This is a genomic window from Aeromonas allosaccharophila, from assembly GCF_000819685.1.
Taxonomy (GTDB): Bacteria; Pseudomonadota; Gammaproteobacteria; order Enterobacterales; family Aeromonadaceae; genus Aeromonas; species Aeromonas allosaccharophila.
In genome coordinates this window covers 72,635-85,137 of record NZ_CDBR01000017.1, presented here as the reverse complement: position 1 = coordinate 85,137, position 12,503 = coordinate 72,635, and the positions used below count along the sequence as shown (strand labels likewise).

At 63.1% G+C, this 12,503-nt stretch carries 15 protein-coding genes; 7 read left to right on the top strand and 8 right to left on the bottom strand.

Annotation, left to right across the window (positions count from 1 at the left end; all coding sequences use genetic code 11):
* The first annotated feature begins 126 nt into the window (after positions 1 to 126).
* Positions 127 to 1,305, top strand: a complete 1,179-nt coding sequence (locus BN1115_RS03445; RefSeq protein WP_042656074.1) for an MFS transporter — start codon at positions 127 to 129, stop codon at positions 1,303 to 1,305.
* Positions 1,306 to 1,522: 217 nt separating this feature from the next.
* Here BN1115_RS03445 and cydX read toward each other — a convergent pair whose 3' ends face one another.
* From cydX to BN1115_RS03430, 3 genes are read right to left on the bottom strand one after another with little or no spacing between them, the layout of a single operon-like run.
* Positions 1,523 to 1,633, bottom strand: a complete 111-nt coding sequence (gene cydX, locus BN1115_RS03440; RefSeq protein WP_005337572.1) for a cytochrome bd-I oxidase subunit CydX — start codon at positions 1,631 to 1,633, stop codon at positions 1,523 to 1,525.
* A gap of 16 nt (positions 1,634 to 1,649) precedes the next feature.
* Positions 1,650 to 2,789, bottom strand: a complete 1,140-nt coding sequence (gene cydB / locus BN1115_RS03435) for a cytochrome d ubiquinol oxidase subunit II (RefSeq protein WP_042656073.1) — start codon at positions 2,787 to 2,789, stop codon at positions 1,650 to 1,652.
* A complete protein-coding gene (locus BN1115_RS03430; RefSeq protein WP_042656072.1) occupies positions 2,789 to 4,360 on the bottom strand; it encodes a cytochrome ubiquinol oxidase subunit I in 1,572 nt (523 codons plus the stop codon). Before BN1115_RS03430 ends, cydB begins: the two co-directional genes overlap by 1 nt.
* Before the next feature lie 122 nt (positions 4,361 to 4,482).
* Here BN1115_RS03430 and BN1115_RS03425 point away from each other — a divergent pair, with 122 nt between their 5' ends.
* Entirely contained in the window at positions 4,483 to 5,898 is a 1,416-nt protein-coding gene (locus BN1115_RS03425) for an aminotransferase-like domain-containing protein (RefSeq protein WP_042656071.1), read from the top strand.
* Positions 5,899 to 5,991: 93 nt separating this feature from the next.
* On the opposite strand, the gene BN1115_RS03420 is transcribed toward BN1115_RS03425, so the two are convergent.
* The gene (locus BN1115_RS03420; RefSeq protein ID WP_042656070.1) at positions 5,992 to 6,450 is read right to left on the bottom strand and encodes a GNAT family N-acetyltransferase; all 459 of its coding nucleotides are present in this window, start codon (positions 6,448 to 6,450) and stop codon (positions 5,992 to 5,994) included.
* A 154-nt stretch (positions 6,451 to 6,604) separates the two neighbouring features.
* Complete coding sequence (locus tag BN1115_RS03415; RefSeq protein ID WP_042656069.1) at positions 6,605 to 7,243, bottom strand: tellurite resistance TerB family protein; 639 nt, start codon at positions 7,241 to 7,243, stop codon at positions 6,605 to 6,607.
* Positions 7,244 to 7,394: 151 nt separating this feature from the next.
* Between BN1115_RS03415 and BN1115_RS03410 the strand changes: the two genes are divergently transcribed.
* The 3 genes from BN1115_RS03410 (at position 7,395) to rsmS (ending at position 8,430) form a co-directional block, all read left to right on the top strand.
* Positions 7,395 to 7,688, top strand: a complete 294-nt coding sequence (locus BN1115_RS03410; RefSeq protein WP_425247473.1) for a hypothetical protein — start codon at positions 7,395 to 7,397, stop codon at positions 7,686 to 7,688.
* A 20-nt stretch (positions 7,689 to 7,708) separates the two neighbouring features.
* Positions 7,709 to 8,179 carry an acyl-CoA thioesterase gene (locus BN1115_RS03405; RefSeq protein WP_042656067.1) on the top strand — a complete coding sequence of 157 codons (471 nt, stop codon included), beginning with the start codon at positions 7,709 to 7,711 and terminating at the stop codon, positions 8,177 to 8,179.
* Between the two features lie 95 nt (positions 8,180 to 8,274).
* Complete coding sequence (gene rsmS, locus BN1115_RS21520) at positions 8,275 to 8,430, top strand: pleiotropic regulatory protein RsmS (protein WP_082034787.1); 156 nt, start codon at positions 8,275 to 8,277, stop codon at positions 8,428 to 8,430.
* A 65-nt stretch (positions 8,431 to 8,495) separates the two neighbouring features.
* Here the strand turns inward: rsmS and BN1115_RS03400 are convergent, their stop codons facing one another.
* Positions 8,496 to 9,338 (bottom strand): LysR family transcriptional regulator, encoded by an 843-nt coding sequence (locus BN1115_RS03400; RefSeq protein WP_042656066.1) that lies wholly within the window; start codon positions 9,336 to 9,338, stop codon positions 8,496 to 8,498.
* Between the two features lie 109 nt (positions 9,339 to 9,447).
* Here BN1115_RS03400 and BN1115_RS03395 point away from each other — a divergent pair, with 109 nt between their 5' ends.
* Positions 9,448 to 9,963, top strand: a complete 516-nt coding sequence (locus tag BN1115_RS03395) for a nucleoside deaminase (protein ID WP_042656065.1) — start codon at positions 9,448 to 9,450, stop codon at positions 9,961 to 9,963.
* Positions 9,956 to 11,230 (top strand): cyanate transporter, encoded by a 1,275-nt coding sequence (locus BN1115_RS03390; protein ID WP_042656107.1) that lies wholly within the window; start codon positions 9,956 to 9,958, stop codon positions 11,228 to 11,230. Before BN1115_RS03395 ends, BN1115_RS03390 begins: the two co-directional genes overlap by 8 nt.
* A gap of 52 nt (positions 11,231 to 11,282) precedes the next feature.
* Here the strand turns inward: BN1115_RS03390 and rluF are convergent, their stop codons facing one another.
* Positions 11,283 to 12,302 carry a 23S rRNA pseudouridine(2604) synthase RluF gene (gene rluF / locus BN1115_RS03385; protein ID WP_042656064.1) on the bottom strand — a complete coding sequence of 340 codons (1,020 nt, stop codon included), beginning with the start codon at positions 12,300 to 12,302 and terminating at the stop codon, positions 11,283 to 11,285.
* Positions 12,292 to 12,414, bottom strand: coding sequence for a hypothetical protein (locus BN1115_RS22865; protein WP_005350832.1), 123 nt, complete (start codon positions 12,412 to 12,414; stop codon positions 12,292 to 12,294). Before BN1115_RS22865 ends, rluF begins: the two co-directional genes overlap by 11 nt.
* Positions 12,415 to 12,503: the final 89 nt, after the last annotated feature.

Here is a 12,503-nt window from a genome sequence, read left to right as displayed (position 1 = left end):
TCCCACTCAGCGTTATTGCTGCTGATTTGGCAAAAGTAATTTGATGTCACCGTCATTTTTGCCAACAAATCGCATCGGCATACTGGCGCCATTCTCCCGTCGGGAGTCACTATCCAAGGAGTTGTTATGCCACTGGCGTTATTTGCCCTTACCCTGAGTGCCTTTGCGATCGGCACCACTGAATTTGTGATCGTGGGGCTTATCCCCACCATAGCCCAGCAGCTCAATGTCTCGCTCCCCTCCGCGGGCCTGTTGGTCAGCCTCTATGCCCTTGGCGTAGCCATCGGCGCCCCCGTGCTCACGGCGCTCACCGGCAAGGTGCCGCGCAAGTGGCTGCTGGTGGGGCTGATGGCGCTCTTTACCGCCGGCAACCTGCTGGCCTGGCAGGCTCCCGGTTACGAGAGCCTGATTGTGGCCCGCATCCTCACCGGACTGGCGCACGGGGTCTTCTTCTCGGTGGGCAGCACCATCGCCACCGGCTTGGTGGCCAAAGAGAAGGCGGCGAGTGCCATCGCCATCATGTTCAGCGGTCTGACAGTGGCGCTGGTAACCGGCGTGCAACTCGGCACCTGGATTGGTCAGGTATTTGGCTGGCGTGAAACCTTTCTGGTGGTGAGCCTGCTCGGTGTGATCGCCATGGTGGGCAGCCTGCTGCTGATCCCCAATAACCTGCCCAAGGGGGCGGCCTCGACCATCCGCGAACAGCTCTCGGTACTGACCAAGAAACCACTGCTGCTGGTCTACGCCAAAACGGCGCTCGGTTACGGCGGCGCCTTTACTGCGTTCACCTTCCTCGCCCCGATCCTGCAGCAGGTGAGCGGCTTTAGCGCCGGTGCGGTGAGCCTGATCCTGCTGGTCTACGGGGTATCGGTTGCCATCGGCAATATCTGGGGCGGCAAGCTGGCCGACAAGATGGGCCCCCTACCTGCGTTGAAGCTGCTGTTTGCCGGTTTGGCGCTGGTGCTGCTGGCCCTCACCTTCACCGCCCCCCATCCGGTGCTGGCGGTACTGACCGTGCTGGTGTGGGGCGCCTTTGCCTTCGGCAACGTGCCGGGTCTGCAGGTGCTGGTGGTCAAACAGGCCGAGCTGCACACCCCCAACGCAGTGGATGTGGCATCGGGCCTCAATATCGCCGCCTTCAACGTCGGCATTGCGCTCGGTTCCATAGTCGGTGGCTTGGTGGTGGAGCACCTCGGCCTGATGCACACCCCCTGGATCGGCGCCCTTATCGTGCTGCTGGCCTATGGGCTGACCCATGTCAGCGAGCGCCGCGAAGCCCTCCGGCTCGCCGCCTGTCAGGCATAAGCGGCGCCAGTAGGCCGCACTGCCTCTTCCTTCATCAAATAAAAACGAGCGGCATATGCCGCTCGTCTCTTTTCACGCTCTGTTATTTTTGTGAGTTGTTATGCCGTGCGGGAAACCACTGCCCCCTTGTTTACCGCCCGCGTGAGCCAGTAGTCGAGGCTGACGTAGCGGCCCCCGCCGTAAACCAGCAGCACCAGCAGTGGTTTGCCCCCCGCCGTCAGTTGCCGTCCCGTTCGTCCGCCTGCCAGCGCGCTTCCAGCCAGAGCAGGTTGCACAGGCCCAGCAGCAGGGCGAATCCGAGGCCCAAAATCCAGGTGAAGTACCACATAGCAGATCCCTTGAAGTCAGTAGAGTTGATGGCTGTCGCGCTTGATGCGGGCGCGGTCGAGCTTGCCGTGCACCACCCGATAGACCCAGCCGGTGTAGCCCAGGTTGACCGGCATCAGCACCAGCACGATGCCGAACATGATGGCCAACGTCTTGTAGCTGGAGGTGCTGTCCCACAGGGTCAAACTACTGACCGCATCAAGGGATGAAGGCAGCACGAAGGGGAAAAGGGCGATGGCCACCGAGCAGAGCATGGCGGCGCAGGCGATGGCGCTAGCTAGAAGCGCCATCCGGCCCCGCTCCAGCCAGGCGGCAATCCCGCTCACCAGCGGCGCCAGCGCCCCGATGAGCGGCACCAGCCACAGCAGCGGCTGCTCGTGGTAGTTGTGCAGCCAGCCAGCGACATGCGGGGTGACCCCCTTCATCAACGGGCTGATGGCGGCATTCGGGTCAAAGGGTTGTGTGCCCACCCCGGTCAGCTGAAACCCTTGCAGATCCACCAGATGCCAACCGGCCAGCAGGTAGCAGAGGGTCACCAGCGGGGCCAGCAGGATGGCGATGCCCCGTGCGCGCAGCGCAGGGGTGCCCGTCACCTTGGCCTGCAAGAAGCTGGCGCCGTGCAGCAGCAACAGGCTGATGGCGGTAGCCAGCACCGAGAGCAGCCAGCCCCAGTGGAAGTCAAACGCGCCGTAGTGCAGACGCAGCGCCGTATCGAAGCGAAACGGCAGCCCCTCCATCACCAGACCAATGGCTGCGCCCAAGATCAAGGCAGGCACCAGACCACCGGCCACCAGCGCCCGATCCCACCAGCGACGCCACACCGGATCAGCCAGCTTGCTGCGATAGTCAAAACCGACCGGACGCAGGAAGAGGCCAAGCAGCAACACCACCATGGGGATGTAGAGCCCCGAGAAGGCGGCGGCATAAACCAGCGGCCAGGCGGCGAACAGGGCACCGGCACCGGCAATCAGCCACACCTGATTGCCCTCCCACACCGGCCCCACGCTGTTGATCACCAGACGGCGGTCGTCGTCATCTTTCGACACCACCGGCAGCAGCATGGTGATGCCGAGATCGAAGCCATCCATCACGATAAAACCAACCATCATGAAGAGCACCAGCGCCCACCAGATGAGTTTCAGGGTTGCGTAATCCATCAGGCGATCCTCGCAAGTTCGGGTTGTTCACCGCTGTAGCGGCCGGTATGGAGAATGGCGGGCCCCTTGCGGATCACATGGCGCAACAGGAACAGCTCCACCACCAGCAGCAGGGTGTAGATGGAACAGATGGCGATGAGGCTGAACCAGAGTTGGCCCGGCTGAAGCAAAGAGACCGAGGCCGAGACCGGCAGCACATCGCTGATGGTCCAGGGTTGACGGCCAAGTTCGGCCACCAGCCAGCCCGCCTCGATGGCAATCCACGGCAGCGGAATGCTCCAGAGCAGGGTCTTGAGCAGCCGTGGCGAGTCTTGCAGCCGGTTGCGGCAGAGCTGGACAAAGCTCACCACCATCAGCCCCAGCATCGCGACGCCCAGCCCCACCATCAGGCGAAAACCGAAGAAGAGCGGCGCTACCTGCGGGATGGAGTCCTCCACTGCCTTGGCGATCTCCGCCTCCCCCGCCTTGGCGATATTGCTGGCATAGGGGGTGAGCAGCAGACCGTAGCCGAGATCCTTGCCGTGTTTGGCAAACTGCGCCCGGTTTTCGGCCGAGTCGTTACCGGCGCGGATCTGTTCGAGCGCACCGGAAGCCACCATGCCGCTGCGAATGCGCGCCTCGTGCTGCACCTTGAGATCCTTGATGCCGGTCACCGCCTCATCGAGGGATCGGGTGGCGATGATCCCCATCAGATACGGGATCTTGATGGCGACGTGAGTGGTCTGCTCCTGCTGATCCGGGAAGCCAAACAGGGTAAAGGAAGCTGGCGCTGGCTCGGTATGCCACTCCGCCTCGATGGCGGCGAGCTTGACCTTCTGCACCTCACCGGTGCGATAACCCGACTCATCCCCGAGCACAATGACAGAGAGGATGGCCGCCAACCCGAAGCCGGAGGCAATGGCGAAGGAGCGCAGGGCAAACTGCACCTCGGTCTTGCGCAGCAGATACCAGCTGCTCACCCCCATCACGAACATGGAGGCGGCCACATAGCCCGCCGCAACGGTGTGAACAAACTTCACCTGCGCCACCGGATTGAACAGCACGGCGGCGATATCCACCAGCTCCATCCGCTGGGTCAGCAGGTTGAACTCGGCCCCCACCGGGTTTTGCATCCAACCGTTGCCGATCAGGATCCACAGCGCCGAGAGATTGGAGCCGAGCGCCACCAGCATGGTCACCAGCAGGTGCTTGCCGCGGGAGAGCTTGTCCCAGCCAAAGAAGAAGAGCCCCACCAGGGTCGATTCGAGGAAGAAGGCCATCAGCCCCTCGATGGCCAGCGGGGTACCGAAGATATCCCCCACATAGTGGGAGTAGTAAGCCCAGTTGGTGCCGAACTGAAACTCCATGGTGATCCCCGTGGTGACCCCCATGACGAAGTTGATGCCAAACAGTTTGCCCCAGAAGCGGGTGATGTCCTGATAGATCACCTTGCCGGTCATCACATAGGCCGACTCGGCGATCACCAGGATCCAGGACAGCCCCAGCGTGAGGGGCACAAACAGGAAATGGAACAGGGCCGTGGCGCCAAATTGCAGGCGAGACAGGCTGACCACGTCATCCGGATTGATCATGCGTCACTCTCTTTTGTTGTATTTGCCGTGCACGTTTCGTGCGTGACAAGTACATCACGGAGCATGACACCTATAACAGATGCAGTTATATTGAATTACACCTATAACAGCTGATCCAGATCATGTCCCTTTACCAGCAGTTGGCCGACCGCCTGCAAAGCCAGATCGACGATGGCATCTGGCAACCGGGGGAGCGCATCCCCTCCATTCGCCAGAGCTGCAAGACCCACGGGCTCAGCCCCATGACGGTGTTGCAGGCCTATCAACTGCTGGAGAGTCAGGGGCGGATCCTCGCCCGCCCCCAGTCCGGCTACTACGTCAAAGCCGCCTCACCACAAGTCGTGCAGCATACGCCGAGCCAGACCCACTACAGCGGCTCGGTGGATATCAACGATCTGGTGTTCGAGGTGTTGCAGGCGAGCAAATCGCGGGATCTGGTGCCCCTTGGCATGTCGGTGGCAGACCCGACCCTGTTCCCCCATCCCCAGCTCGGGCGGGCGCTGGCCAGCTGCATGCGCAAGCTCGATCCCTTCAGCACGGTGGCCGACCTGCCCCCCGGCAACGAGGCACTGCGCCGCGCCATCGCCCAGCGCTACGCCAGTGACGGGGTGGCGGTCAATCCGCAGGAGATCATCATCACCACCGGCGCCATGGAGGCGCTCTCCCTCAGCCTGCAGGTGCTGACCGAGCCCGGTGACTGGGTGGTGGTGGAGTCCCCCACCTTCTATGGCGCCCTGCAGGCCATCGAGCGGCTGAAACTCAAGGCGGTGGAGATCCCGGTCATCCCGGGGGTGGGCATCGATCTGGCGCTATTGGAAGACGCCCTCAGCCAGATGCCGATCAAGGCGTGCTGGCTGATGGGCAATGTACAGCACCCGCTCGGCCACACCATGCCTGATAGTCACAAAGCGCGGCTGATGGCGCTGCTCAACAGCCATGGGGTGCCGCTGGTGGAGGATGACGTCTATGCGGAGGTCTACTTTGGCCGCGAGCGCCCCAAGCCGATCCGCCACTGGGATCAGCGTGGCGACAGCCTGCTCTGCAGCTCATTTTCCAAGTGTCTGGCACCGGGCTTTCGGGTCGGCTGGGTAGTGGCGGGGCCCCATGCCGAGCGGGTGCAGCGGCTGCAACTGATGTCCACCCTCTCCACCAATGTACCGAGCCAGCTGGCGCTGGCCGAGATGCTGCGCCAGGGCGGAGTCGATGCCCACTTTCGCCGCCTGCGCCACACCCTGGCCCAGCGCCAGCAGCAGATGCGGGCGGCCCTGCAACGGCTGTTGCCGGACGAGGTGCGGATCTCCTCCCCCGATGGCGGCTACTTCCTCTGGCTGGCGCTGCCTGCCCATTTCGACAGCCGCGCCCTGCACGTCAAGGCTCTGGGCAGCGGTTTTTCAGTAGCCCCCGGCGCCCTCTTTTCCAGTCAGGGGCAACACAACCACTGCCTGCGCCTCAACAGCTCCCATCCCTGGAGCGAACAGCTGGAGCAGGCCCTCACCCGACTGGCCGCGCTGATTGCCGCGCAGCTCGGTGAAAAGTAACGTGGCAAAGAGCCGCTGGCGAAACGAACAAAGGCCCGCAACGGGCCTTTGTGGTTGGGGAGTGACGCACCTTGGCTCGCCATAAAAAACTGATCATCTGGCCATGATCTGTGACTGCACCTTGAAGCCCAGCGCCTCATAGAGCGCTTGGGCACGCTCGTTGAAGGCCATCACCTCCAGCCGGATTTGCTGAGCATCACGGGCCTTGGCCCACTCATCGCAATGGGCGATCAGCGCCTTGCCAATCCCGCGGGAGCGGTGTTGCTCATCCACCACCACCGAGCCGATACGGCAAATCGGCGCACGGGTGAGAAAAGGCACAGAGTCATTGATATCGATCCGCGCCGTCAAAAAGCCCACCACCCTGCCATCCTGCTCGGCAACGCAGAACAGGCGCCCTTCGGCGCCGATGGCGCTCAGCAAAAATGCCCGCTCCTCTGGCGAAGGGGGGCTGAACACTTCGGGATAGTGCTGATGGTGGATCTCTCCAATCTGCCGGTTCAGCTCGACAATGGCGTCGATATCCAGTTCGCTTGCCTTGCGTATCTCCAACGGTTGCTCCTTGCAAAAAAGGTGATGGTCATGCGCCATCTTAGGGGCTGTGTCCCGCAATCCAAATAGGCTCATCCGTATCTTTTGACGAGCAACCTAAACAACAACGCCCCTTGAGCGGGGCGTTATCGGCAATCCATGGCGATGAGGGATATCAGGCGGGGGCGTTAAGTTGGGCCACCTGCCGCTCGATGCTCCCTTTGAGGTTGTCATCGAGTTTGAGGGCGCGCGCCAGTTCGTCGAGATAACCGCGCTCCATAAAGTGATCCACCTCGATGGCGAGCAGGGAGGCGAGATAGACCTCGGTGGCCAGCTCCATATCGGTCACTTCCCGCGCCAGCGCGTGGGGATCGAGGGGGCGGGCCAGCTCGGCGTCAATCCAGCGGGCGACGTCGCTCTGACCCTGTTCGGTCAGGTACTCCTGAATTTTCTGGCGCTCGGCGCCGTCGATATGGCCATCGGCCCGGGCCGCAGCCACCATGGCGCGCACCAAAAGCGCCGCGCGGGCATCCAGCGCATTGCCTTCCAGCCCACTGATGGGATGGGTCGGCTGGGCCGGTGCCGCCTGCTGGGCCTGCCAATCCTGATAGAGCTTGTAGGCCAGCCCGCCAAGGGCTGCGGCGCCGCCCACGGCAGCGGCCTTGCCACCATATTTGCGCACTTTTTTATTGCCCAGCAACAGACCGAGCGCGCCGCCGGCCAGCGCTCCCTGCATCTGCCCCTTGCGCTTGTCTCCGCCTTCATTGAGCCAGCCTTTGCCAGCCCCCAGCAACTGTTCCAGCATCTGTTTCATCGTGACACCTCGCTATTGTTCGGCCCATGCTGGCGCCAGACTGATGAACCAACAGTGAATGGGCCCCCATTATTGCACCGGCCCCTGTGCATCCTGCCGCCATTCGCGGTATACCTGAAACAGGTCAACAAGGAGCATCAGGATGCGCACCATCACCCCATTAGTCGCCTTGCTGCTGTGTGGCACCGCCAGTGCGGCCAGCGAGCTGGATCGCTCAGCCCAGCAGGCCAAACTGGATGCCGCCTGCCAGCAAGCGCAACAGCAACTGGTCGAGCAGGGCAAGCAACAGCGGATCGATGCCTGTATCAAGGAGGGGGGCAAGGCCGACAAGTGCCAGCAGGGGTTCGCCAGCTTTGGCCAGCGCGAGGGCAACAAGCGGCCCGATCTCAATAACCTGCCCCCCTGCCAACAGGCAGATGCCTATCGCAAAAGCTACCGTCAATGACGGTTAACCAAGGAGAGAGCATGACCCCACCCCGCGAACTGACCCTGCAATTTCTGGCCGAACCTTCCGACGTCAATTTCGGCGGCAAGGTGCATGGCGGCATGGTGATGAAGTGGATCGATCAGGCGGGCTATGCCTGCGCCGCTGGCTGGTGCGGCGGCTATGCGGTGACCGTCTATGTGGGGGGGATCCGCTTTTTGCGCCCCATCCAGATTGGCCAGCTGGTTGAGGTGCACGCCCAGGTGATCCACACCGGCACCACCAGCATGCATCTGGCGGTGGATGTCTACAGCCGCCACCCCACCGAGACCGAGCGCCACAAGACCACCCACTGCATCATCATCTTTGTGGCGATGGATGAGCACGGCAAACCGACCCCGGTGCCCCAGTGGCAGCCGCTGAGCGAAAGCGATCTGCAGTTGCAGCAGTACGCCAAAAAGCTGATTGCCCTGCGCGAGGAGATCGACAAGGAGATGCGCCAGCACCTCTGATCTTGGTGCCTCACAGCCCGATACAGCGGGCGCTTTCGGCCTACGGCGGCGCCCCTGTATAATCCCCCCCTCTCCCCGCAACCGGAACCCTGCCCATGTCACTGGAAACTGCCCCGCCCGAGGTGAAACTCGCGGTGGATCTGATTGAACTGCTGGAAACCAACCAGCTGGCCCCCGAGCTGGTACTGGCGGCGCTGGCCATTGTGAAAAGTGACTACGAGCGCAAGTTGGCGGAGGGGAAGGATCACTGATCCCTACCCGTACTTTTTACGCCTTATCTTTCCGACTTCAGTTTTTCTCCACAGAATAGAGCCACTTATTGCGGCCCCATCACCTCGTCGCAAAGGGCGATCAGGGCCGAGCTCAAGCGGGTGAGCGGCTCGCTTCCGCTAACTCCGGCATGGAGCGCCAGTTCCACCGGCGCTACCTTGGGCCACTGGGTCAGAGCCAGCTGATCGGCAGGCATCAGCCGTTTTGGCAGCAAGCTCACGCCGATGCCTGCACTCACCGCCCCCTGCAAGCTGGCGAGGCTGGCGCTGACATAGGCGATGCGCCAACGCCGGCCAAGGCCATCGAGCGCCTCGGTCATCTGCCGCCGATAGAGCCCTTCGCTCGGGAACACCACCAGCGGCAGCGGATCCCGTTCCCGGGCAGGCCAGTCGCGGCTATCGACCCACACCAGCGGTTCGCGCCAGCTGGCGAGCGGCGAGCCCTGGCCGCGTGTCTGCTTGACCAGCGCCAGATCCAGCTCCCCCGCCGCGAAGCGCTGCCAGATCTCGTGGCTCAGGCCGCTTTGCACCTCCAGCCGTACCTCGGGGTAGTCGCGGGCAAAGGCGGCAAGCACCGGAGTGATGGCGCCGGCGGCGAAATCCTCCGGCACCCCGAGGCTGAGCGCCACGCTCCCCTCCGTTACTTGTTCTTCGGCCTGTGCCAGCAGCGCCAGAATACGGCGGGCCAGCCCCAGCAATTTTTCCCCCTCCGCTGTCGCCACCACCTGACGGCCAGTGCGATCCAGCAGCGGGCAGCCGAGCTGCTGCTCAAGACGGCGGATCTGCTGGCTGATGGTGGATTGGGTCAGATGGACCCGTTCACCGGCACGGGTAAAGCTGCCGGTGTCGATAATGGCGACAAAACTGCGCAGTAACAGGGGATCCAGCATGGGGCGCTCCATTTACAAAACCACTGAAACCTATTCTATCATTTAATTTCCAAATGACTTTAGACCCCGCTAGGCTGGCGTTTCTTCCGTCAAATCAGGGTTTGTCACCATGTCACAGCCTCTTGTAGCGTCTACCCCTCTTAGCTCGCTCACCCCATCAACCTCACTCCAGACTCACCGACAGTGGCTGGAGCAGGCGGTGCAGCTGGCCAGAGCAAATCACCGGCAGGGGGGCCGCCCCTTCGCCGCCCTGCTGGTGCGAGATGGCCAGTTGGTGGCGAGCGCGGTCAACGGCATCCATCTGGATGGGGATCCCACCCGTCACGCCGAGCTGGAGGCGCTGCGCAAGGCAAGCCAGTGCGGGCCGCTCGCGGGGGCCATCGTCTATGCCAGCGGCCACCCCTGCCCCATGTGCCTCGGTGCGCTGGTGATGAACGGCATCGCCGCCGTCTATTACGCCTTTGATAACGCCGATGCGGCGCCGTTCGGCTTTGACAGCTCCGCCGCCTATCAACAGCTGGGGCTGACCCTTGCGCCGCAACCGCTGCCCCTGATCAAATTGTCCGTCTCCATGACGGCCGCGGATCTCTACGACTCCGAGCCGCAGAGCCATGACCATGAGTAAGAGAACTACCATCCACCCGGCAGCAGCGCGCCGCCAGCAGTTTGCTCTGCTGGTACTGGTGATCCTGATTGGCCTTAACCTGCGCCCCTTTCTCACCGCCATCGGCCCGCTGGCCCAAGCCATTGACCTGCGGCTGGCGCTGGGGATGGACACCCTAGCCTGGCTCACCCTGCTGCCGCTGTGGCTGATCGGGATTGGTGTGCTGCTCACCCCCAGCCTGCGTCGGCGCGCCAGTGCGCGCCAACTGCTGGGAACGGCCCTACTGCTGCTCGGCATCGGCAGCGCCATGCGCTTCGATGCCCAAAACGGCGCCTTGCTGATCGCCAGTGCGGCGCTCTGTGGATTGGGGTCGGCACTGGTGCAGGGGGTGTTGCCGGCGCTGATCAAGCAAGCGTTCGCCCACAAGGTGCCGCTGGTGATGGGGATCTTCTCCGCCTGCATGATGGGGGGCGGGGCGCTCGGGGCCAGCCTTACCCCACGGTTGGCGGCGAGCCTAGACTGGTCGCGGGCACTGGCGCTCTGGAGCCTGCCGGTGCTGCTGGCCCTCGTCTGGCTAGGGTGGAAAGTGCGTCTGCCACGGGCCGCAGCTGTCGCCATTCCCCACGGCGAGCAGCGGCTGATCACCCTGCCCCGTAGCTGGTTGCTGATCGTCTGCTTTGGCATCATCAACAGCGGCTACGGCATCGTGGTGGCCTGGCTGGCTCCCGCCTATATGGCGCAAGGCTGGAGTGCCGAGCAGGCGGGCGAGCTGGTCGCCTGGCTGGCACTGGCGCAGACTGCCAGCGGCCTCGGTCTGCCGCTGCTGGCGGCGCGCAGACTGGATCGGCGGCCGTGGATGGGCCTTGCTATCGCCATGCAACTGGCGGGATTTGGCGGTCTCTGTCTGGCACCACAGGCGGCCCCCATGCTCTGGTGCATGCTGTGCGGCGCCGGTCTTGGCGGCAGCTTTTCGCTGATCATGGTGATTGCGCTCGATCACCTGCCCGACCCGCGCCGCGCCGGTACCCTGAGCGCCCTGATGCAGGGCTTCGGCTTTATGCTGGCCGCCACCGGCCCCTGGGTGGCGGCGCGGCTCTATCACTATGTGAGCGACTTCGCGGCCGCCTGGCAGTGGCAACTGGGGGGCTTGCTGCTGATGAGCCTGCTGGTAGTGCGCCTCGACCCGCGCCACTATCCTCGCGTAATGAAGTTACCTACTAGCAGCGAGTCAACCCTTTCTGCGCCCCTCCCGGCCAGCTCTGCGGCCCAAAGCAACACACCGGCCTGAGGCCGGTGTGTTGGAGATGACTGGTGAGGCTGACCCCGTTCAGGGGGGCAACTCAGCGCCCCTTCTTTTGCCGCCCGGCGTTAGCGGTGCGTGGCTTGCCGGTGGCCGGTTTGCCACCCTTGCCGGGGGCCCCTTTTCCAGCACCGCCCTTGTTGGCGGCACCTTTGCCCGCGCCACCCTTGCCCACCGGCAGCTTCTTCTCGAAGGCTTCTGGGCCCGGCACATTGGGACGCCCGCCAATCTCGTGATCATCATCGCGGCGCGGCTTCTTGCCTTGGGCCGGTTTGGCGCTTTGCGCCGCAGGGGCCTTGGCCGCCTTGGGTTTGTCGCCTTTGGCCGGTTTCACCTCGGAGGAGGAGTCCTCAATCAGCTTGAACAGATCGATCAGCTCGTCGTCGGTGAGATCGCGCCACTCGCCCACCGGCAGCCCCTTGAGGCTGACGTTCATGATGCGGATGCGCTCCAGCTTGGTCACTTCGAAACCGAAGTGCTCGCACATGCGGCGGATCTGGCGGTTCAGCCCCTGCACCAGGGTGATGCGAAAGACGAACGGCGCCTCTTTCTTCACCTTGCACTTCTTGGTGACGGCACCGAGGATCGGCACCCCGGCCGCCATGCCGCGCACAAACTCGTCGGTCACCGGCTTGTCGACGGTCACCAGATACTCTTTCTCGTGATCGTTGCCCGCCCGCAGGATCTTGTTGACCAGATCGCCGTGGTTGGTCAGGAAAATCAGCCCCTGCGAATCCTTGTCGAGACGCCCGATGGGGAAGACCCGGGTGCTGTGGTTGACGAAATCGACGATGTTGTCCTTCTCGCCCGCCTCTGTGGTACTGACGATGCCTACCGGCTTGTTAAGGGCGATAAAGACCAGACTGTCCGCCTCGCGCGGCTCAATCACCTGACCATTGACCTTGACCAGATCGCCAACCTGTACCTGATCGCCAATCCCGGCGCGCTTGCCGTTGATAAAGACGTGGCCCTGTTCGATAAAGCGGTCGGCCTCGCGGCGCGAGCAGATGCCGCTCTCGCTGATGTATTTGTTCAGGCGCATGGATTCGTTAGCCAGCATGGGTCACCTGCCACAGGGTTTGGGCCGCGCCCGGTTGTGCCATCGCCTGTTCCGGCTGCGCCGGGGAGGCTGTCTGCTGCATCAGCCAATTCACTACGTCAAAGTTCTGCATACCATTCCATCTTCAAAAAAGGCCAATGCCAGCTTATCCATCAAAAAACGCCGCTACATTAGCATATTGCCCCGTCCAGCACGCCGGAT